Annotated in this window: 17 protein-coding genes; 5 read left to right on the top strand and 12 right to left on the bottom strand. The window is 45.8% G+C overall.

The window, feature by feature from the left end; genetic code table 11:
- Nucleotides 1-20 precede the first annotated feature (20 nt).
- Nucleotides 21-1,565, bottom strand: coding sequence for a glycosyl hydrolase family 28-related protein (locus ABVF09_RS16535; RefSeq protein WP_371069675.1), 1,545 nt, complete (start codon nt 1,563-1,565; stop codon nt 21-23).
- A 143-nt stretch (nt 1,566-1,708) separates the two neighbouring features.
- Between ABVF09_RS16535 and ABVF09_RS16530 the strand changes: the two genes are divergently transcribed.
- Both ABVF09_RS16530 and ABVF09_RS16525 read left to right on the top strand, forming a co-directional pair.
- Nucleotides 1,709-2,758, top strand: coding sequence for an ArsR/SmtB family transcription factor (locus ABVF09_RS16530; protein ID WP_371069674.1), 1,050 nt, complete (start codon nt 1,709-1,711; stop codon nt 2,756-2,758).
- Between the two features lie 12 nt (nt 2,759-2,770).
- Complete coding sequence (locus ABVF09_RS16525; protein ID WP_051390487.1) at nt 2,771-4,027, top strand: MFS transporter; 1,257 nt, start codon at nt 2,771-2,773, stop codon at nt 4,025-4,027.
- A gap of 148 nt (nt 4,028-4,175) precedes the next feature.
- Here ABVF09_RS16525 and ABVF09_RS16520 read toward each other — a convergent pair whose 3' ends face one another.
- From ABVF09_RS16520 to ABVF09_RS16500, 5 genes are all read right to left on the bottom strand, one after another.
- Nucleotides 4,176-4,643, bottom strand: coding sequence for a metal-dependent hydrolase (locus ABVF09_RS16520; RefSeq protein WP_371069673.1), 468 nt, complete (start codon nt 4,641-4,643; stop codon nt 4,176-4,178).
- 36 nt (nt 4,644-4,679) lie between these two features.
- Nucleotides 4,680-5,528: a sulfurtransferase gene (locus ABVF09_RS16515; RefSeq protein WP_026571516.1), complete on the bottom strand. Its 849-nt coding sequence runs from the start codon at nt 5,526-5,528 to the stop codon at nt 4,680-4,682.
- Between the two features lie 21 nt (nt 5,529-5,549).
- Nucleotides 5,550-6,782: a peptidase T gene (gene pepT, locus ABVF09_RS16510; RefSeq protein WP_371069672.1), complete on the bottom strand. Its 1,233-nt coding sequence runs from the start codon at nt 6,780-6,782 to the stop codon at nt 5,550-5,552.
- 639 nt (nt 6,783-7,421) lie between these two features.
- Nucleotides 7,422-9,803 carry a DUF5689 domain-containing protein gene (locus ABVF09_RS16505; protein WP_371069671.1) on the bottom strand — a complete coding sequence of 794 codons (2,382 nt, stop codon included), beginning with the start codon at nt 9,801-9,803 and terminating at the stop codon, nt 7,422-7,424.
- Between the two features lie 161 nt (nt 9,804-9,964).
- A complete protein-coding gene (locus ABVF09_RS16500) occupies nt 9,965-10,876 on the bottom strand; it encodes an AEC family transporter (RefSeq protein ID WP_371069670.1) in 912 nt (303 codons plus the stop codon).
- 262 nt (nt 10,877-11,138) lie between these two features.
- Here ABVF09_RS16500 and ABVF09_RS16495 point away from each other — a divergent pair, with 262 nt between their 5' ends.
- The 3 genes from ABVF09_RS16495 (at nt 11,139) to ABVF09_RS16485 (ending at nt 13,608) form a co-directional block, all read left to right on the top strand.
- Nucleotides 11,139-11,984, top strand: a complete 846-nt coding sequence (locus ABVF09_RS16495) for an alpha/beta fold hydrolase (RefSeq protein ID WP_371069669.1) — start codon at nt 11,139-11,141, stop codon at nt 11,982-11,984.
- Between the two features lie 331 nt (nt 11,985-12,315).
- Nucleotides 12,316-12,639 (top strand): ArsR/SmtB family transcription factor, encoded by a 324-nt coding sequence (locus ABVF09_RS16490; RefSeq protein WP_026571520.1) that lies wholly within the window; start codon nt 12,316-12,318, stop codon nt 12,637-12,639.
- 15 nt (nt 12,640-12,654) lie between these two features.
- Nucleotides 12,655-13,608 (top strand): cation diffusion facilitator family transporter, encoded by a 954-nt coding sequence (locus ABVF09_RS16485; protein ID WP_026770962.1) that lies wholly within the window; start codon nt 12,655-12,657, stop codon nt 13,606-13,608.
- Between the two features lie 107 nt (nt 13,609-13,715).
- Here the strand turns inward: ABVF09_RS16485 and ABVF09_RS16480 are convergent, their stop codons facing one another.
- The 6 genes from ABVF09_RS16480 to ABVF09_RS16455 form a co-directional block, all read right to left on the bottom strand.
- A complete protein-coding gene (locus ABVF09_RS16480; protein WP_371069692.1) occupies nt 13,716-16,724 on the bottom strand; it encodes a YhgE/Pip family protein in 3,009 nt (1,002 codons plus the stop codon).
- 2 nt (nt 16,725-16,726) lie between these two features.
- The gene (locus tag ABVF09_RS16475) at nt 16,727-17,245 is read right to left on the bottom strand and encodes an RrF2 family transcriptional regulator (protein WP_026571523.1); all 519 of its coding nucleotides are present in this window, start codon (nt 17,243-17,245) and stop codon (nt 16,727-16,729) included.
- A gap of 411 nt (nt 17,246-17,656) precedes the next feature.
- Nucleotides 17,657-19,837 (bottom strand): FUSC family protein, encoded by a 2,181-nt coding sequence (locus tag ABVF09_RS16470; RefSeq protein ID WP_153464892.1) that lies wholly within the window; start codon nt 19,835-19,837, stop codon nt 17,657-17,659.
- A gap of 236 nt (nt 19,838-20,073) precedes the next feature.
- Nucleotides 20,074-21,120, bottom strand: coding sequence for a DUF1648 domain-containing protein (locus ABVF09_RS16465; RefSeq protein ID WP_371069668.1), 1,047 nt, complete (start codon nt 21,118-21,120; stop codon nt 20,074-20,076).
- Nucleotides 21,053-21,193 (bottom strand): SWIM zinc finger family protein, encoded by a 141-nt coding sequence (locus ABVF09_RS16460; RefSeq protein ID WP_371069667.1) that lies wholly within the window; start codon nt 21,191-21,193, stop codon nt 21,053-21,055. The genes ABVF09_RS16465 and ABVF09_RS16460 overlap by 68 nt, the downstream gene beginning before the upstream one ends.
- Nucleotides 21,183-21,578 (bottom strand): GntR family transcriptional regulator, encoded by a 396-nt coding sequence (locus tag ABVF09_RS16455; RefSeq protein WP_026770966.1) that lies wholly within the window; start codon nt 21,576-21,578, stop codon nt 21,183-21,185. The genes ABVF09_RS16460 and ABVF09_RS16455 overlap by 11 nt, the downstream gene beginning before the upstream one ends.
- Nucleotides 21,579-21,589: the final 11 nt, after the last annotated feature.

Genomic DNA, 21,589 nt, shown 5'->3' with positions numbered 1-21,589 from the left:
CAAGCTCTTTCTTTCCATTTCTATTGTTTAAAAGACATAAGCTGTACTTCTTTTCCGACTTTCACCCTTTTCCGGGCTGAATTTTCGCTTTCCACCCTTCCCAGCACGACTTTTCCAGCATGGTTGCTGCCGCCGAACAACTGCACGTCTGCACCAGCCTTCACAAAGTCTTTTACATAAATATTGTTCAGCCAAACGTTGTCTGCCCGGTACTGTACAGCGATGACCGGATTGCTTTGATAAGCATAATCCGGGTCTCCTATTGCCATCAAGTTGTCTATCCCGACGTTACGGTAGCCGGAAACCACCAGGGCACGCGGCGAGGAATTACGATACAGTTTGGAATAAACAGGACGAACTGAAACCAGGTTTACGGCCAGTATTCCCTCCGCCGTCTTGGAATGTGGCTCTTCACGGTGATGGTGGCCGATGTGTCGAAAATTATAGGAGCGGTTATCATGAATGGATAAATGTCCCGCAATAATGGTATGCATGGCCGCAGAAGAATTGGCATGCGCCTTCACTTCCACGCCGCCGAAACACCTTGCCGATGAATTGTTCACGAGCCAAACATGTTGGGAACCATCATCCACTTCGAATCCATTCGAATTGGAATATCCCGGTCGATGAGAACGTCCGCTCGGATCGTACATATGAGAGTTGGAGATGAGAATCTTCCTGCTGTGATGGGTGGTAATTCCATCATCTCCAAATCCGCGGCCGGTCAATTGATCCAGCCAGATATAACTGCTTTCCCCTCTTCCGCGGAACCCGTCTCCTGCATAGTTGTAATAGACAGAAGAAATATCGAAGCCATGAAGCCCAGGATTGATTGCCTCCACTTGTCTTACCCAGCCGTATAACACATGGGCAAAAGTCAAACAACTGGAAAAATTGTTTCCAAAGCTTGTCTTCTCGTCTCCCTTAAGCCTTTCGACATTCCAATCAAGTGTCAGCCCTTCCACATACAAATGACTGTTGCCGAGAAAATGATTGGCATTGGTGAGCAGCCTTGTCCATTTCGGCGCTGAGTCTGCCAGCTTGAGGATCGTTTTTCCCTTTCCCGCTCCCTGAAGAAAGGTATAAGAAGGAAGTTTGATTCCTTTCACCACATAACAACCAGCAGGCACATTCACCTTCACGCTGCCATTTCCGATTGCTCTTTGAAATGCCTTTGTACAATCCGTCATCCCGTCTCCGACTGCCCCGTAGGCTGTCACGTCAACCTCACGCTCTATACGTCTTAAAAGCACGTCATGCCGTGCATCCAGTGTTATTTTCCAATCGGGATAGACAGAATGTTTGTTTTCAAACACTGGTTCCTGGTTCGTTCGCCCGGGGATTGCCTTTTGCGAAACGATTCTTTTCAAGCCTGCAATCAACCATTGACCCAATGATTGGTTGCTTTGTGGTTCGCAACTAGACAGCTGGGAGCGGGACTGGATTTGCCAATATTGCCGCTTAATTGTAGAGGCCGTTTGTGCCGGATGAATGTTACCTGGAAGGTATTTGCTGATTAACTGCTCATTTTGACAAGGGTCGTGCCTTCCCTCCCATCCATGCATGGTTTCACCTGCTTTCCTTACGATTTAAACTATCTTCTTCCCAATTTCCCTTCGAAAAAAACGAAAAACATATTCTAAAATTATTGAATTGTTTATACTATTAATATAGTATACAGAAAAAGATCACTTTCGGAGGGGCGACAATGGAAATTATTCAAACAAGTGGACGAAGCAGAGAAACCTATAAAGTCGAAGTAAAACATTCTTTATTATGGGAGTGTGCACTCGGGATTGCAGCCATCACCAACACACCATTGCTTAGCAGTTTGGAGAAAAAGGAGTCTGAATGGAATCATATCAAAACGGCTTTATCTTCAGACATGCTTTCCCAGCTTGAATTGGCCGAAAGACATAATACCTGGAAAGCTCTGCTGCAGCTTCTGCATCTGAAGGATTATCCGTCTATAGAGGCATTTCTCCAAAACATTTCCGAATTGACTGCTGTCGACCTTAAAGCTGCCTGTCTGCCGTTTCTTGGACAAGCCTATCAGGCGGATGTTCAAAAAGCGGCGGAAGGTAACCAAGAATCTGTCCAAGCGCTTAAAAATGCGGCCAAGGACCACACCTTTTTTCCCGCTTACATTCAATTTATTTGTCAAACCGATATCGACTTTCTACGGTCCCATCTTTATTCTCTCATGGAAGGCTGGTATCGGACGGTCATCCAACCTGAAGCAGACCAAATCGGCACGGTTTTAACGGTGGATGCAGCCGCGAAAGAGGCGATGCGGAGAAGAAAGCATCCAGAAGAACTTGTTACTTGGGCGACTGGGGGGATCCACTATTTACCGGAGCCCAGTGTCCATACTGTTCTGCTGATTCCTCATGTAGTGTATCGTCCTTGGAACGTAGAAGCGGACCTTGCTGGACATAAAATTTTTTATTATCCGGTTTCCAACCAAAGCTTTCATTCTGCCGACCCTTACATACCGGATCAATTTCTCGTACTCAAGCACAAAGCACTGGGCGATGAGCAACGGCTGAAAATAGTGAAAATGCTCGGAGAAAAGGAGCACACACTCCAAGAGTTGACGAATCGATTGGGGATGGGAAAAACCACCGTCCATCATCATTTGAAAGTACTCAAGGCTGCACGGCTGGTACGAAACAATGGCACGGTTTACAGTCTGAACGGCAACGTGCTCCAGTCGCTTCCCGCTGAATTGGAAGATTACCTGGATGACAGGCTTTAAAGGGGGAAAAACATGAAGCGTCCCATCACCTCTACTCAATCGTCCGTTCCACTGACAAAAAACTATCCACTGTTTCGTTTTATCGGCGGGAATGTCGTTTCGTTCATGGGCGATCAAATTTATTTGATCGCACTCCCGCTTATGGTTCTTGCTGTCACAGGCTCCCCTGTCAGTATGGGAATCATTGCAGCCTTAGAACGCTTGCCGATCCTGCTCCAACCGATGATCGGTATTATATCAGATCGGTTTTCCCGCAAGACCCTGTTGCTTATTGGCGATGGTGGGAGGATGATCCTTACCGGCTGGATTGGCCTCCTCAGCATTTATGGAAATTTGTATCTATGGCAGTTAAGTATCGCGGCTTTCGGCATCGGCCTGCTTAGCCAGGTATATAACACTGCCCAATTCGCCGCTGTTCCAAGCCTTGTTAACAAGCAGGAGCTGCAGCTTGTAAATGCTCTCAACACAGGAGCTTTACAGACTGCGACGCTATCAGCTCCGGCCATCGGCGGACTAGTCGTAAGCTTGTATCATCCCGGCATCGCGCTTTTGCTCAACAGCTTCAGTTTTTTAATTGCTTTTGCTGCCATCGCAAGCATCTCTTTGCCTTTCCACCATTCACAAAAATCCGGAAAGCAAACAATGCTTCACGACCTGAAGGAAGGATTTCGCTTTGTGGTCTCCACGAAAGCCATTTTGTTTACAAATTTGGCGATGCTGTTTTCCACCTTCGGTACGACCCTGCTGTTGACATTACTCGTATTCCACCTGAAAGACACGATACAACTCACTTCCGTCCAAATTGGCTGGCTGTTATCCGGCGGCGGTGCAGGTGCCATTGCCGGAGCACTGTTCTCCGGGTTTCTGACAAAATATTTCTCCTATCGAAACCTGTTGTTTTCTGCCGCGTTTACAGGCGGCTTGTCCATCATGGTACTGAGCCAATTGCAATCTTTCCACTCGTTATTTGCAGCCAATATGGCCGGCACCTGCACGGTCTCTATCCTGAATCCTTGTCTTGCAACGATTCGGCAAAGATTGACACCTGTCCGCTTGTTGGGGAGGGTACAAGCGACATCCCGGTTCATGTCCTGGATTCTTCTTCCAGTCGCTGCAGTATCAGCTGGTCTGCTTGCGGATTTGACCAGTACAGGAACGGCGATTTTTATTGGAGGAGCAGTATCGACAATGGCTTCCCTATTTTATCTGCATCCTGCACTTTCCGGCAATGCTGCTAAAATCAAGAACGAGCAGCAACAAGCCCGGTGAAAGGGGCGCAGATCATTCAAAGGAGTAGAGCATTCACACTAGTGATCAGCAGTTTCACTCCTCGGGTGGCTAAACGTAAAAAGCTTGCAGTAAAACCAAAGGTTCTCTGCAAGCTTTGTCCAAACCATCCTGCTATCCTAGTGTTCGGTTACATAATCCCCTGTCCAAAATAGACGACTACCAATACCAATACTGCGAGAACACCGTTTTCGGCCGGTCCTCCTGTTCGCACAGTGAGTGGCAGCCGGAACGTCATTTGCAAAGGATAGAGAAGTTTGATCCCATTTTTCGTGGCTGCATCCAGCAAAAGGTGGCTGGCTGCCCCAACGAGTAAACCTGCTGTTATTTCATCAGGCAGACGGGCCAAGGAGACTAGCGTTTGAATCAACAAAAGGAACAAGAGGCTGTGTGTGAAAGTACGGTGTCCGAACAGGGCGCTTACTATATTTGATAATAAAGGCACTTTCCTTCCGATTTTGCTGCCGCTATGACAAATGTCGGGGAGCAATGAGCCAAAGATACCTGCTGTCGTCAGTAAAAGCGGGTCAAAACCCGTGAAGCGGATTGTGACAACACAAGCTGCCACTCCGCCGATAATGTGTGTTTTTCCAGTCATGGTGTATCCTCCAAGTTGGGTTGTTCTTAACAGCTTTTACTCATCCACTTCGGTGGAGACTTCATTTTCCGGATAAGATATCCAGTCGCTAAAACTACCCGGATATAATTTTACATTTTGATAACCAGCTGCTTGAAGCGCCAGGATATTCGGACAAGCGGAGACGCCTGACCCGCAGGAAACAATGATTTCCTCATCGGCAGGCAGTTCAGCAAAGTGCTTCTTTAATTCCTCTTCGCTTTTCCACTTGCCGTCATCCGTCAGCACCTGCTTCCAAAAATAGTTGTTGGCGCCCGGAATATGACCGGCCTTATGATAAAGTGGCTCTGTCTTACCAAGATACCGTTGTGGAGATCGGGAATCGATCAAATGAGAAGTGCTGTCATCGATTTTTTGTTTTATGTAGTCAATATCGACTACTTGCTGGCTCTGTATATCTGGTGAAAAGCTTTTCGGCTTAGACACAGGAATTTCACGACTCACCGGATACCCATGCTTTTTCCAACTCTCCAATCCGCCGTCGAGGAGAAAAGAACGCTCATGGCCATAATAAGTAAGCAGCCACCAACAACGGGCAGCGAACATATCATTCCCTTGGTCATATATAACAACAGTCGTCTTGCTCCCGATTCCGGCATCCCCCAGCTTATCAGCAAATATAGCCGGGTTTGGCAAAGGATGGCTGCCACCGTGTTCGTCTTTTTCTCCGGACAAGTCCTGATTCAAGTCAAAGTGGACAGCCCCTGGAATGTGCCCTTGGAAATAGGCCCGCTTTCCAGCTTCCGGGTCCATCAACTCAAACCGTGTATCAAGGACAACGATATCTTCCTCCGCGGGCTCTTGTAGTCGTTCAAACAACCATTCTGCTGTCACTAGAAAGGACATCTGCTTCCCTCCCTTTTTATTTCAAGCTTTCATTTCCGTCAAGCTGGCAATTTCCACGATTGTTTGCACAGCCTTTTCCATATTTTCGACAGAAATAAATTCAAATTTACCGTGGAAGTTTTCCCCTCCTGTGAAAATATTCGGGGTCGGCAACCCCATAAAAGAAAGCTGGGAGCCGTCTGTTCCTCCCCTGATCGGTTTGACATCGGGAGTGATGCCGATACGCTCCATCGCTTCATACGCGATGTCGACAATTTCCTTCACCGGCTCAATTTTTTCCCTCATATTGTAGTACTGATCTTTCATTTCCAGCACGACTGCGTTTTCACCATACTTCTGCTTTAATTCCTCGACTGTAGATTTGATTCTTGTTTTCTTTTTCTCGAATTGTTGTCGGTCATGATCACGTACTATGTAATACAACTTTGTTTCTTCGACATCTCCTTCGAAAGAAATGAGATGGTAAAACCCTTCGTAATCATCGGTATATTCAGGTGCTTCTTCAACAGGAAGACCGGCATGAAATTCCATTGCAATTTTTGCAGAATTAACCATCTTGTTTTTAGCCGAACCAGGATGGACATTTTTTCCGAAAAAGGTCAGTCGTGCAGCTGCTGCGTTGAAGCTTTCATACTCCAGTTCTCCCAGCGGTCCGCCGTCGACCGTGTATGCGTAATCTGCCTGAAAACGATCGACATCGAACCGGTGCGGCCCTCGGCCGATTTCTTCATCCGGCGTGAATGCGACTCTGATTTTCCCGTGCTTGGTTTTCGGATGGTTGATAAGATAGGCCATCGCCGTCATGATTTCTGCTACACCTGCTTTATTGTCTGCTCCTAATAACGTGGTGCCGTCCGTTGTAATCAATGTGTGGCCACGATAGTTCCCCAAGCTGGGAAAATCAGAAGGTGACAATACAACGTTTCTGCTTTCATTCAACACCACGTCACCGCCGTCATAATTTTCGACAAGCTGAGGATTGACATTCTTTCCAGTGAAATCTGTTGCCGTGTCGACATGGGCCAGAAAGCCGATTGTCGGTACCTGTTTATCCGTATTTGCAGGGAGGGTCGCCATTACGTATCCATTATCATCAATCGTGACCTCTTGCATGCCGATTTCTTTAAGTTCTTCTACAAGCATGTTCGCCAGGGTTAATTGACCAGGAGTGGATGGACAGCTGTCGACGCTTTCGTTTGACTGCGTATCGACTTTTACATAGCTGGTAAATCTGTCTATGATTTCGTTTTTCATGTGCTTCATCTCCATTCTTCTTCTTATCGTTATCTTATCATAACTGCTTTTCCTTCTGGACGGTTTTGTTTAGCAAAAAGCGAAGCGGGACGCATACTTAATCGAAGGCTGTAAGATAGTTCTCTATCCAAAACAAACAGGAAAGGTCGGGACATAACACTTCTCCAATCACAAAAATTCCAACAGTATACCGCTTCTCGGTGCTGTGGGAAGATCCTACACTTTCCGCGGACACGGCTTCAACTTCCTCAGTAAGTATAAACCGCTTTCTAGCGTGATTTTCAGCTATGCTGTTCCCGTAGGAGTCTCCATATCCTGCCTTCGCTAAATTACAGTGTCCTGATTTTAGAATAATGGATCCAGTCTTAGTTAAGCAATTTCCCTAGATTGATTGGATGAATCTGAACGGCTTTAAAAACGAATCAAAGCGAGGATGACAGCCTCTCTGGAGCGCAGATCCATTCTGCAAAGTGGTTTTCTTTACTGAATCCGTGTCCCGCAAAAAGCGAAGCGGCAAGTTGTAGTGGAGTGTTTGTACTCTTATTCGCAAAAGCAAAAAACCGAACGAGTTCGAATTAGGACTTCGAAACATCGCTCGGTTTTCGCTTTGGTGATTATTCCGGCCAGTTACCCTGCTAATTAGCGAATAGCCTTGATCATAGATATCAGCTCTGTCTTTAAGTCAGCACTGATGTGTTTGTCGGGCTGGTGGTCGATGAATTTTATCATTTTATCGTAATACTTACTGTTTCTTTCGGCGATCTTCAGCTTGACGAGCAATGCTATTTTGATTCCCCCAGGTCTGATATCACTATCGATGATCAGCTGCCTCAATGAACCGTTATCTACGGCAGAGAAATCATCGATACCTCGCGGCTTCAACTGGTAAGTACCATTAAAAACGCTCGCAAGGCCGGTGACGGAAATAACGTCTCCGTTTTGATAGGGAAACGCGTCGTAGTCATTTCCAGTCCGGTTATCCAGACGTACAACGACCGAATCGCCGGCCGAATTGACTGCAGTAAATTCCGTAGTGCCATAATTGTCGGCTTTCCTGAGGTCGGTAATTTCGACTGCCTCCAAACCGACCAGGCTGCCCTGATGGTCGGACAGTTCTGCCGGTCCAACTATAACCGGGCTGGGAACCTCGACAGAGCCAACCACTTCAAACGCCTGGATGTTCATAAGCTCTTCTTCTCCATTGTATGTCTCGGTTGTACCAGTCAATTGGACAATATCCCCGGGGTTCACGTCTTGCTCGTTTTGATACACATATATTCCTGCTGTTTCATCCTGTATATAAAAGCCTTTTGCTCCCCATAACCCTGATGCAGACGTTACAGTTCCCTGTATGGTTGCAAGTTCACCGTCTCCCAGGTCGCGGACCTGATCGATCGGCGCTGCTTCAGGCAAATCGGGCGTCTCTTCTTCCGGAAGGTCTTCCGGTACGGCATCAGGGTCGATTGTCACGGATTCCGTCAACAAGTTGGCAGAACCTTGTTTGACTCGCAAATTCGCCTCTCCGTCCACACCAGATTTAATACGGACATACAAAGTCTTAGAAGCGTGCCCTTGTTGATCAGCATTCAAGGCAAAGTACTCAGAATATCCATAATTGCTTGACCAATTTTCGCCATCTAAGCTGAACTGGGCGACTTGCTGCCCGCCATCCAAGTAAATTCCTACACGAAAGTCAGATTCCGTTCCATTCGCTCCAAGTTTGTCACCGGAAAAACGAATTTGGAATTCCTGCATGTCACCCGGCAAGACATCCTGATATTGCAATTGATACTCTGGATTGGACGCTTCTTCCTCCGACCCATAAGAACCGGGCTGGAAAGTCGTACGATCATACCATTCATAACCCGAAGGCGGGTTAGACCATGGCTCCGATTCCGGTTCTGTGCTATTTTCCGGGATTTCGAAATCATGGAGATCCGTAGGCTCATCCAACGGGATACCTTGCCCAGTGAAATCAGCATAATCTTCTTGTTCCGCCAGCCAATTGATCAAGTTGGTAAGAAGGACTGCGTCATCTGCCTCTTCAAACCCATCATAGGTCGTTTTTGTACTGCCAGTATCCTCTCTTAGATAGGCAGGACTGCTGTCTTCCACAGGGGAGGAATCACCAATAAACGCTGCCTTCCCTTGGCCGACTTTTGAAATGGCTACAAAAGCTCCTTCATCTCGTCCGCCTCCATTGTAAACACCCTGGTCGACTGCCGGCCCCCACGAAGAAACGCCCTCTGGCACATAAACAAGACCTTTGGCTATCGATGGATCGGTCACAGCAATGGTAGCCCCTGCGTGGAAAGCCACTCCGTCGACACCTTGTGTGACCCCAAAGCTATCATCAGGTGTTACAATATCCTCTGCTACTCCATCACCGATGGCATTGAAACGAAACCGGACACCAAAATGGTCGGCAAGCCAATCTGAATTAGACACATCCTGCATCGCTTCAGATTCGATTTCATCCTCTTCGAATCCTTTTGTGGGATCATCGAAGGCACCACGGCGATATCCATTGAAAATTTCCCCTGAATCCCAACGGTTCAAGTTTCGGTCGGCATTATAGTGGTCAGCGATATAGAAAACACTGCCGCCGTTCTCGACAAATTGCAATATCGCATCTTGTTCTGCATCTTTGTAAGGAATGTTGGCTTCTGGTATGACAAACACTTGGAAGTCTGCCAAATCCTCGTAAGTAATCGGAGTCCTTTGTCTAAGTTCTTCCACATAATAGCCTTCGCCGGCTATCGCCTCGCCAAAATCAGAAAATGCACCATTGATGACCCAGTCGGCAGCGCCTGCGGTCTGGCCGTGCGTATTGTCGAACAAAACCTTCGTGTCATTGTTCTCGTTTTCCACTGTCGGTTCGATTACCGGAGCAGGCGCATCCACAGAAGTAATCGGTAAACCGTCCGCCTGCGCCGTCTCTGGAGAATACCCTTGCAAACAACTGAATAAAGCAAGTACAGCCAAACCACTTAGAAGCTTCCTATTGAAAAATTTCCCCACAGTTTCCTCTCCCTTATCCGTTATAGTCTTGCTCCTTCTACTATACAAGCTATTTATTAAGCCAGGGTTAAGGATGAATGAAAAATCAGAAAACACATCGTTTTGCCTATCCTTTTTTTGTCGAAAAAACAAAGAAAATTAATCCGTTTGCACTACTTTGTTTAAAGAACCAAATTTGCGATTAGCCAAAGCAGGACAAAACTGATGATGATGGTGATATTTGCGATGGTGCCGACAAGTTTCGTATCATAACGGAATTCTACAGAATAAGCCAACGACGTTGCGGCAGTCGGCAAAATAAGCGCGATCAACAACGTGTATTTGAATAAATCATCAAATGGCAGCAGCCAAAACAGGCAGGAACCGACGGCAATTCCGGTTGCATATCGAAAAATCAAGAATTTCGAAATGATTTTTAAATTGCTTTTGTCGAATTGCAAATTTAAGTAGATGCCTAAAATAAGCAGCGACAAGGGCATGTTTGCCTGGGATATTGTTCCCGCAACACCAAGCGCAAAATCCGGAAGCTTTAGTCCCAGCAAATTGATGGTGCAAACAAGGATATACGTCATCAAAGGGATGGATTTAAAGATTTTTGTCGTCATCGCTTTGAAATCCGGTTTTACATCGCCACTGGCAAAATAGGTCGCCACCATATAATTCAGACCAAAAATGACAAAGGCATTGCCAGCATCGAACATACCGAAGTATTTCAACCCTTCACTCCCCCAAATGCCTTCTACTAGCGGAAAAGCAAACAGACCTATATTGAAACCTGGAAGGGTCATCAACAACATCCCTTTGTTGAGTGAACTCTCATTCCGAAACACAAAAGAACCCAGGAAGGCCATGAAACACCCATATACAAAAGCGATGATCACCAATAAAAACAGGGAAGGATCGATGACGATCTCACTGAAACTTACAATGAGCAAGCAAGGGAGGGTGACGTTTAAAACCAGTCTGGTCAACCCTTCTCCTTCTCGTTCCCGGATTATATCGAACCTTTTTAAAATGTAACCTAAAATGATGATGGAAATAGAATATAGAAATTGCTGATTGAAACTGTCCATGTAGATGTCTCCTCTGATGATCGGCATTCAATTTTTGGCATATGTATTCAACTATATAACCAGCAAAAGAAGGTTTGCAACCATTTAAAACCCATCCTGCCTTAAGAGAAGAAACCGCCCGTTACATTTTCCTCTTGTTTAATATCATTTCATCTCTCTTGCCAAAAAACGGCATAAACTTTCAAAATTTGAGCAGATGGAATCAATCAATCCATTTCTGTTTATAGTAGAATAAAGGTAACATGCAACAGGAGGAACAACAGTGACCGAAAAACTAAAACAATTCCGCTATGTCTTTTTTTTCGTTGTCGTCGCTTCGTTGATCGTTATCGGTTCATCCACCTATATTTTTTCTAAACCGATTCGTTCCCAGGACAACGCTGAAATCGTCCCCACCGTATTTGTCCATGGTTTTAAAGGAACCTACCGCTCGTTCGATACATTACTCGATAGGTTGGAGACAGGTATTCCCGATGTCAGGCGCCTCACCTTCCATATCAATAAACAGGGTGACCTCACCATTAAAGGAAGATACTTCAGTCAGAAACATCCTTTTATCCAAGTTGTTTTTGAAAACAATCAGGCAAGCATCACCGACCAGACAATGTGGCTGCGGAAGGTGATGACGACGCTGCATGAAAACTATGGTTTCAAAACGGCCAACCTGGTCGGACATTCCATGGGAGGTTTAGCTGCTGCCAATTTTTTATTAACCAGCAGCGAAGACATTTATCCATCCGTCGATAAACTGATTGTGATCGGCAGTCCTTTCAAGGGAATCAGCGCTGAAAGATATTACAAGCCCGGGAGCAGTGCCGCTGCAGTAGATCTGAGAGTAGATTCACCGGCATTGTTATCGATGGCCGACCACAAAGCTGCCTTCCCTGCTGACACCGAGGTGCTTGCAGTAGCTGGAGCTTTGCAACGCAGTGACAACCCAGGGGACGGGCTTGTCGCAGTTAGCAGCGCCCTTGGCATAAAAGATATCGTTCCTGCAACACATTACAGCCAGGAAGTTTTTTACGATACAGAAGCAACTCACTCCGGCCTCCACGAGCATCGTGGAGTGGATAAAGCAATTACAGCATTTCTTTGGCCTAATCTATAAGCGATCATGACCAGAGCGGAAGCATTCGATGGATGTTGCCGCTCTTTCTATTTCAAGCACTTTGACTGTTCTGCTGTATCGTGCTGTAAGAAAAGGATAAACTATCGCTGATAATATAACCCGATTTTCTATAGAAAAAGAAGGATCTGGACCTTGCAGTTTCACATCCTCTATATAGAGAAGACCGAAACCATAAAAACACAACCTATGAGGAAGAAAATTTTTGAATTGATTTTGACATAGTTTCCAATAAGATATAAAATATGAACATATGCTAATATAAGCACATAAGTAGTGTGCGTACATATATTGAAATGAGGAGGTCATCCAAGTGGAAGAATCAAGTGAAGAAGTGTTCACAGACAACGACAATCTTGATGAAGAAACTCTGTTCATTGTCTCTCAAACGTTCAAAGCACTGGGAGATCCAACACGGATCCGGATTCTTCATCTACTGTTCAACAAAGAATACGCTGTCAACGAAATCGCCGAGAAATTACAATTGAAACAGTCTACCGTTTCCCACCAGCTGCGTTTTTTGAAAAATCTACGGCTCGTCAAATATCGAAGAGCGGGAACCACCTTGTTTTATTCCCACGATGACCAGCATGTAATCGGCATTTTGAAACAAACAATCGAACACGCCTTGCATTAAGAAGGAGGAAAAACAATGGGACATAGTCACAGTCATGGGCATGATCACACGCATGGTGCAAATAAAAAAGCACTGCTAATCAGTTTTTTCATCACTTCAGTATATATGGTGCTGGAAGCAATCGGCGGCTTTTTAACAAACAGCCTTGCCTTGTTATCAGATGCCGGCCATATGCTAAGTGACTCTGTATCGCTGGGCGTTGGGGTGCTCGCTTTCGTTCTTGGTGAAAAAGTAGCCAATTACAGCAAAACATATGGATATAAACGGTTTGAAATTCTCGCAGCCCTGTTCAATGGGGTCACCCTGTCGCTAATTGCGATCTATATCTTTTATGAAGCATACCAGCGTTTCCAAGACCCGCCGGAGGTAGCTTCTACAGGGATGCTGGTGATCGGTGCAATAGGACTGGTTGTCAACATTGTTGTTGCCTGGATTTTAATGAGAGGCGATACAGAAGAAAATCTGAATTTACGTGCAGCTTTTCTCCATGTAATAGGTGACTTGCTCGGTTCGGTCGGAGCGATTATAGCCGCGCTTCTTATTCTGTTCTTCAATTGGGGATGGGCAGACCCGCTGGCCAGTGTGATAGTCGCTGTCCTTGTATTGATAAGCGGCATCCGGGTTACCAAAGATGCTTGCCATATCTTGATGGAAGGCACGCCAAAGAATGTGGAACTTAGCGATATTATTGACGCCATTGAAAACATCCCTGGCATCCACAGCATTCATGACCTCCACGTTTGGAGCATCACCAGCGGACAAAATGCGATGTCCTGCCATGCTGTCGTCAGTGATAATATATCGATCCACGATAGCCAGAAACTGCTCCGTACGATTGAAGACCAATTACAGCATAAGGGAATAGGCCATGTCACTGTACAAATGGAAAACGAAGAACATCCCCATGACGATTCGCTAATGTGTAAAGACGGCACACATTCTCATGAGGACCATCATGAGAAGAACTAAAATAAATGACCTGACCTGTAACTAATCTCGACGTTTGGCTATTGACTTGACGATAGTAAAAAAGCGTCCGGACTGATTCCAGCCCGGGCGCTTTTTTGTTTTCTTTTTTATTGAGTCACTACTTCTGTATTTGCGTCACCGCGATACTTCTTTGTTTTCAAGGTGAAGAATACGAGCAGTCCCAATTGGGAAACGATGAATATGCCAACCAGCACGATTATATCACTTGTAATCGATCCGCCTAATGAAATGGCATGGCGATATGCATCGATTGAATACGTCATCGGCAAATACGGATGGATGGCTTGGAAAAATCCATTGGATAGCTGGATAGGGAACGTGCCAGCCGAACCACCCAATTGCAGTGTCAGCAAGATCAACATTAGGAATCTGCCGACATTGCCAAATGCCAGGGAGAAAAATCCAATCAGTGCCATAAAGGCAAACGATACAACAATCGAAATCAGGAACAGTTCAGTGACGCTGTGAGGCTCCAAGCCCAGTCCCCAAACCATGATTGCTGTCATGATGCCAGCCTGCAGAATGGAAACAAGCAAGACGATCGAGTACTTGCTAATCCACCAGGCAAAACCGGATGTAGGCGTTGTATGCGGCTTGAATATCGGGAATAACAAGCAGAATATTACCGCTCCTACAAATAAAGCGACCGACATCATGTACGGTGCCAGGCCATATCCGTAATTCGGAACGCTAGCCACTTCATCGTTCAACAATTTGGTTGGAGAGGAGAACATTTCCGCATTGCCATCACCAGTATTGGTGTCCTCTATTTCGTCCGCACCTTCACGCAATTTGTCGGCTAGTTCATCGGCTCCGCCGGCCAGTTCGAAACTGCCATCTTCCAGTTTATTGGTACCGGATTCCAATTCTTTTGATCCGTTAGCTAGATCAGACAGTCCGCCATTCAATGACTGTAATCCCGTACGCAATTGTGGAAGCCCCTCGGCAAGGCTGTTTGCACCATCCCTCAATTCCGGTCCGTTACTTGCCAAAGTCTGTGATCCTGCCCGCAACTCATCACCTTTCGAGTCCAGATGCTCGGACCCATTCGACAACTCTCCACCCTGCTCAGCGAGCTGCTCCGATCCTTCCGTCAAGTTACCCGATTGACGATCAAGCTCTTCGGCACCGGAGGCAAGTTCCTCTCCATTGTCATCCAGCCGTTGGGCACCATCCTCCAAATCATCTGATTGGGAATTTAAATCACTGGCGCCAGATGCCAAGGAATCGGCACCTTCTTTTAGCTGATTGACACCTGCCGTATAGCTTTCTATACCGCTGTTTAACTGTTCAGCACCAGCTTGCAATTCCGCAGAACCTGATGCAAGCTTTCCACTGTTTTCTGCTAGTTCTTTCAATCCATCATTCAAGGCTGCGCTGCCCTTTTCAGCGTTTTGGAGTCCGTTATTCAGACGTGTGACGCCTCCCTGCAGTGTATCACTGTCAGCATCGCCGACAACTGCCTCCTCCAGCTCCTTGTAACCAGCTGTGAGTTGTTTGACCCCTTCGACAGCACTCGGTTCCGTCTCGTTACCTTCCAGTCCGACGATCATCGTACCGATTGCTTCGGACAACTCATCCATCTTTGCGCTCATGACATCAAACTGTTTGTTTATACCATCCACGATTGGCTGCATCGATTGTCCAGCCTGTTTATTTTGAATCTCCTCTATTAAAGTCTGTTTTTCGGTTTCATCAAGATTTTCATTGTTTTCAACCGTTTCAATAATTTCTGCGTCATGCTTTGCTTTTAATTCATTTATCTGCTCAGCCAAATCATCGCCGGACTGGCTGCTTCCAACCGCATCCACCTGACTTTGCAATTCCTTTAAGCCAGAAGTGATATCATTCAACCCTTGAATCAATTCATCACTTTCTGCGGAGGCTCCCTGCAGTTTCCCGGCAAGTTGATCGACCTGTTTTTGTAATTCCGCACTTCCGGTAGCAAGTTCGTTTAACCCTTCACTCAATTCTCCGCTTTTTCCTGCGGCTGATTGAAGGCCCTCGTTCAATTGACTGACACCCGGACTCAATTCCTCTATGCCATCGGCCAATTTCTCACTGCCATTGATCAGTTCTGAGCTGCGGGATGCCAGGTCGTTTGCCCCCTGTGCTTGTTGTTCAAGTCCATTATCCAGTTGTCCGACGCCGGACGTATATTGCTGCAATCCTTGATTCAATGTATCAACGCCCGAGGTATATTGTTGCAGCCCATTGTTGAGCGTCCCTACCCCAGACGTGTAATCATTCAGTCCGTTATCAAGCTTGCCGACACCGGCCAAATATTGGTGAACTCCTTGGTTCAGATCGGACACTCCGTTTGTATAATCACCGATCCCGCCATTTAATGATCGAACACCGGCTGTGTACTCTTCCACACCGCTGGCAAGTTCACTCGCTCCTTCTGCGGCATTGCCGACATTGACCGCTATTTCTCCGGCTCCGTCCTCTGCCGAGTCCAAGCCATTTTCAAACGTCACGATGCTGTCGGACAGCTTATTCAGGTTATCACCGAGTTCTTGGCTTCCGTCCTTCATTTCGTTGGCTCCGTCCGCTCCCTCGGCCATGCCGTCCCCAATATCATTCAACTTTTCAAACATGGCATCCGCATATTCCTTGGTTACGGACTCGGCGATTTGTTTGTTGATGTCCTCTGCTGCAGAAGCACTGATTTTTTCAGCAATAAAATTTTGCCCGCTATTTGTGTAGTATTCCAAATTCATCTCGCGCGGGTCATCGTCCAACACGGTAGACGCATGTTGCGAAAAATCTTGCGGTATGACCAGCACCATGTAGTAATCGCCGCTTTCCAGACCATCCATCGCTGTCTGACGGTCGGTGAAATGCCAATCCAGACTGCCGTCATCCTTCAGCCGGTCAACCAGTTCTTCGCCCAGCTTCAGTTTTTCCCCTTCAAAATCCGCTGCTACGTCTTCATTCGCCACAGCAACCGGCAGATCTTCGATACTTCCATAGGGATCCCACATCGCATCCAAAAAGACACCGGCATATAAAATCGGAATCATCAGTAATCCGAATACAACAATCAAAAGTTTTTTACTATGGAACAGATTCTTCCATTCCGCCTTCAACATGTTCACTGCTCATTCCTCCAGTTGACGGATTGCAAGGCAAGAATGTCTTGTTTTCCCATTTCTTTATTCCAATCGACCAAACGAAAATCGCTTGTACCGATGGTTTGTTCTAATACTGCTTCCAACGTGACTGTCTGCAATGTTTCCCGATAGCTCATCTGAGCCTCCAGAAATACATCAGTGAACAGCTCTTCCCCTTTGACAGCCAGTTCCGTCTCCGGGAATACACTTTGAATCAGACCATCTACTTGAAGGAACGGATCGGTTCCTTCAATTGCATCCAGTATATCCAGCATCGTTATGTCGTCTGCCGGCCTGGCCAACGAAAAACCGCCTTGGTTGCCGGAAACCGAAGTAATTAATTGATTGACTACCAGCTTCCGCATTACTTTTTTCAAGTAGGATGGAGACACCTTCAGCCGGGCGCTGATAATGTCACTTTTCACCGGCTGCTCTTCGCTTTGGGTTGCCAAAATAACCAGGATGCTCACCGCCTGCTCCACACCACTTTTAATTCTCAATGAACACACTTCTTTCTTTGTAGTTTTTTATTATCCATAATGGATAATAAATGTCTACGAAACATAATACTCCTGTTGTCGTTAAAAAACAAGCCTTCAGCTTCAAAAGATTCCGGCATCCGAAATCGTATTGCGATTATTCATCCACTCCTGTGATTCATCTCAATCTTCATCAGTTCGAAGAGGATTTTCACGCTTCATTTCTACTTGCCTGCACTTGTACCATGGGACACCTGTTTACTAAAATCCAACGCCTGCATCATCCTCATCGTTTGGACTTCCGACAAGCTTAAGACCTCCACGGTGTAGGCGCTGGAGCTGGACTTGGCTATTTCAGCCAATAATTATCCACAGACCATTAAATTTCCAATACAACAAAAAAAACAGAGACCCTCTGGCAAGGTCCCTGTCTCACTTTCCCTTTTCTTCTGCGCCCATTTCTGTGCTCAATAGAACAATTGATTGATTAATCCGCCAAATATAATAAAGGTGGTGGATAATATCACCTTGCCCCTGCTTTCTGCTTGGCGCCAGACGTTCAATACGTGACCGTTCTGTATCAAGAGCGTAAACTTCGGCATGGGTGTCATCACCCTTGATCAATTGTTTCAACGTATGGATATTATGATTCAATTTCCATTCAATCTTTTGAAAATCCTCCTCCAGTTCCTGAGGATAGTGAAAATTTTTCTGATACGAGGAAGCAATCAAATGCTTCGCATAATAATTGACTGCGGTAAAAATCGTAACCCAGCGTAACAGGTTGGCATTGTTGAAGGCACCGGGCCGCTGCAGCAGGGACTGTGCTTCATCCCGTACCGCCTGTAACTTCTGATCCAAATTAAAGGCACTATCGGTAAAACTTTTGACATCGACCTCCTGGCGGAACCTTTTTACATAATCCGTCACAAACGGGCGCAGTTCCTCCAGATATTCCTCAAACGATTCAGCAACCTTGTCCTTTGTTTTCTTAGGAAAAATTACGGCAGATACAACAAGGGCAATCAACGCACCGGCGACTGTGTCAATCACTCTGGCACCCATTAGTTGCAGACTGATACCGCCTAGCAACACATCGTATAGGAATGCAATCAACATGGTGATGAACAAGCTCATGAGAGTATAGGAAACGGAAAACAGGTAAAACGCCAAAAATACCACGAGAAACAACAACGTCACTTCCAGGACAGCGTGACCAGAAACAAGTTTTGCCAGAAAAAAACCGATTACAGCACCGATAACCGTTCCGAGTGAACGTTGAAATCCTTTGATGTAAGTCCTTCCGACAGAGGCTGTACCAAGCTGGACAATGAATGCGGTAAGGAGCACCCAGTATGGTTGGACAGGAGATATCAAATAACCTGTGATAATAGCCAGTGTCCCTGTTACCAACGATTGAACAGCTTTCCTTGTGGAAGGTTCCATTCCTTCTGTTTTTTCTTGATCGGCATTTTCTGCTGATTTGTCATCCTCGGGATCTTCCTTGTCTATGCCGTATCGTTTTTTCTGTTGCAAAGATAACTGGATTGCGGCTGCCCCTTCGATCACATGATTGGCGATTGATTCGATTCGTCTGATTAAGTATATCCATCCAGACGGTCTCGACTCTGTATCCAGCAATTCTGCCAGCATTAAGCGGAGTGCCTGTAACGACCGCTCCGCCTCTTGCAGATTTTTCTCTTCATAATCCTGCGCCAGCACTTCAGCGTCCCGAAGCGCTGCAACAATCCAGACGATCAATTGGCGGATCTCGACTGCTTCCAACGCATCCGCTCGCTTGAGACGCTGAATCGAATCGGAAAGCGTTTCGGTCAGCATTGCCGTGTCAAATACATACAACCTCAGCTGTGATGCTTTCAATCCGGGCCATACATCCTCGACATCCTGTGCATTTAAATCTTCAGAAACGTTCCGGGCATACTCACTCAGTTTCGCCACATTTTTTTCCAGACTTTTCATCCGCTTTTCACTGGCTTGATCGTCCTCAATGATGCGGATCAAGATATTGAAAGTCAGATTGGCCTGGATGTGAAAGGACCGCATACTTCTCTTTAATACTTGAGCTGAATCCTTAAAAATAACAAAGTTATAAAGATAGGCATACATGACGCCAATCGCGATACTTAAATAAAACCAAGGAAATTGTGCAGGCGATAACTTTAAAAAGGAAGAAAAGTAGACTGTCATAAAACCGACCATGCCCAACGAAAAATAACGACTGCCGTGCTTGGAGAAGTAAAATGCACTGAAAATGATCGCAATCATCAAGGTTCCTACAAAATAAGCATTGTTGGCCAGCAGGCTGCCAAGCGATATTCCGAAAACCGCTGATATTGCCAACAGGAGCGTTGTCACCTTTTTTTGTTGTTTTGTATCATCCATCACCGTCATAATTCCAAGCATACCCAAAATGCCGGCAACAAGGGCGGGAGTGAACAGTCCATTTCCGCTGGCATGCAGGATAAACAGCATCGTGAACACTGAAGAAATCAGGCTAATTGTCGCTTTTCCAGCCTGCTGGAACCTTTTTCTTCCGGGATCCGAAGCCAGCAGTCTGCCAAGCCAATGGTGTTTTATATGTAGTTGCTTCATGGAAACAATCCGTCCTTTTTTCTACTGATTTCATTTTATCCGTCAATCTTTGATACCTTTTCTATTCCCTTATGTTAAGTTGCCTACCCGTTCATTTCAACTTTTTACTCTGACCGCCTCACTGTTCGGAATGGTAAAATCGGGGGATTTTAGGGGAAGGAGCTGAGCGAATGTACCAATATGAAAAAATCATTAAAGCCGAACGAATCAGAATCGTTCGGCTTTAATTTGATTATTCAAACGCCCAGAAGCCAAGGGATTGCGACCGCCAGCAGGATGATCACGATCAACACTGTCCAAGCAAGCGGCCGTGCAAAGTTGATCGTCCAGCCCACCCCGAATCGTTTTTCAAGAAATAAAGCGGGGTCTTCCGGATTGAAGTAAAATTGACCAAGTTTCCAATGCCTATCATCATCCCGATCAATGGCATCGCCCTGCTTGTCTGTGCCCGTCTTGATTCTGCTTCCCCCTTGCCCGGTATTAAAGGCAAGGAATATCGCTCCCGCTACCATCGCTCCGGACAAGAATATCGGGACAATCGTCAATAGCTGTGTGTTTACTGGAAAAATGAAGGAAATTTGCGTAAAAGCGAACAACAAGGTTAAAGCTGTGCCCGAAACAATAATATAGCCGGACCATCGCCTGCGAAAACGGATGTTTTGTTCCATCGATTTTTCGGGATTAGCTGCGTTAAGCTGCTGTTTCGCTTTGGAAATCATCGTGTTGATGAATAAAAATAAGCTGGTTAAATATACTTGCATGATAGGCATCATTAACATGGAACGATAGGATTTATCCGCCCAGTTCGTCACTTCTCCCGAAAAGTTATACTGCATTGGAATGCGTTCCGGGATTTGCTCATAAAAAGAAATCGTCAGCAGCAAGGTCAAGAAAGAGAGCAAATAAGGAATTGCGAACCACCAATTCGTTACTGTCAATTGCTTCTGCTGAAAGTGGAGATCGATCGTCACCTGCTGGGGTTTTTGCTCTGTCCACTTGCTTTCTGCCTTCAGTTTTTTCATTTTTCGATGGAAAACAAGATAGACCAAGAAAGAAACAACAGAATAGACCACAAGCCCGCAAGCAATGGCCAGGCTTATTTGTTCTTCCCCTTCTAGTGATTGGACGACGGTGAAACTTCCAATCATGACGAGGAAGCTAACTATCCCGGTTGAATAGACATACATCCGTCGCATTTTTTTCAATCGTGGATCGTTATAAATCTCTTCTGGGACATAAACACCAAAGCTTTCCGTTTTTCTTGTTAAATAAGGTGTAAACATGACGACAATAAAAACCGGAAGTAAACAGACAACAAAAATGCCGGCAATAACCAAAGCATCCATCAGTACTCATCCCCTTCATCTGTTAATTGTTTAAATAATTGACGACAAAAGGAAGTAAATTCTCCTTCTGTCATCCCCCTGCATGCGGATTCTGCGATCAGCGGCCGAAGTGATTGAGCAAGTTTTTCTTCGTACTCCCCATCTACAGATGGTATGCCTTCCGGATTGACCACCACGCCTTTTTGACGATGGATCAATATAAACCCTTCTTGCTTCAGCTGCTGATACGCCTTGTTCACGGTGTGCAAATTGATTCCTAAATCGGCTGCAAACCTGCGGACAGACGGAAGTCCATCCCCCGGCTTGAGATCCTTTCTGGCAATCTGAATCATGATTTGGTTTTTTAACTGTTCATAAATTGGTTCATTCGACTGTAAATCGATGTTAATCAACACAATTGCTTCAC

This window comes from Sediminibacillus sp. JSM 1682029 (assembly GCF_041366435.1).
Lineage (GTDB): Bacteria > Bacillota > Bacilli > Bacillales > Amphibacillaceae > Sediminibacillus > Sediminibacillus terrae.
The sequence above is the reverse complement of the archived record's forward strand: the minus strand, read 5'-3'. Positions and strand labels throughout refer to the sequence as shown.

What these genes read in the sequence shown, in the direction of transcription:
- ABVF09_RS16535 (WP_371069675.1), bottom strand. Translation starts at nt 1,565, where the DNA reads ATGCATGGATGGGAGGGAAGGCACGACCCTTGTCAAAATGAGCAGTTA.
- ABVF09_RS16530 (WP_371069674.1), top strand. Translation starts at nt 1,709, where the DNA reads ATGGAAATTATTCAAACAAGTGGACGAAGCAGAGAAACCTATAAAGTC.
- ABVF09_RS16500 (WP_371069670.1), bottom strand. Translation starts at nt 10,876, where the DNA reads ATGGACAGTTTCAATCAGCAATTTCTATATTCTATTTCCATCATCATT.
- pepT (WP_371069672.1), bottom strand. Translation starts at nt 6,782, where the DNA reads ATGAAAAACGAAATCATAGACAGATTTACCAGCTATGTAAAAGTCGAT.
- ABVF09_RS16480 (WP_371069692.1), bottom strand. Translation starts at nt 16,724, where the DNA reads ATGTTGAAGGCGGAATGGAAGAATCTGTTCCATAGTAAAAAACTTTTG.
- ABVF09_RS16460 (WP_371069667.1), bottom strand. Translation starts at nt 21,193, where the DNA reads ATGAGTACTGATGGATGCTTTGGTTATTGCCGGCATTTTTGTTGTCTG.
- ABVF09_RS16525 (WP_051390487.1), top strand. Translation starts at nt 2,771, where the DNA reads ATGAAGCGTCCCATCACCTCTACTCAATCGTCCGTTCCACTGACAAAA.
- ABVF09_RS16520 (WP_371069673.1), bottom strand. Translation starts at nt 4,643, where the DNA reads ATGACTGGAAAAACACACATTATCGGCGGAGTGGCAGCTTGTGTTGTC.
- ABVF09_RS16465 (WP_371069668.1), bottom strand. Translation starts at nt 21,120, where the DNA reads ATGTTTACACCTTATTTAACAAGAAAAACGGAAAGCTTTGGTGTTTAT.
- ABVF09_RS16470 (WP_153464892.1), bottom strand. Translation starts at nt 19,837, where the DNA reads ATGAAGCAACTACATATAAAACACCATTGGCTTGGCAGACTGCTGGCT.
- ABVF09_RS16485 (WP_026770962.1), top strand. Translation starts at nt 12,655, where the DNA reads ATGGGACATAGTCACAGTCATGGGCATGATCACACGCATGGTGCAAAT.
- ABVF09_RS16515 (WP_026571516.1), bottom strand. Translation starts at nt 5,528, where the DNA reads ATGTCCTTTCTAGTGACAGCAGAATGGTTGTTTGAACGACTACAAGAG.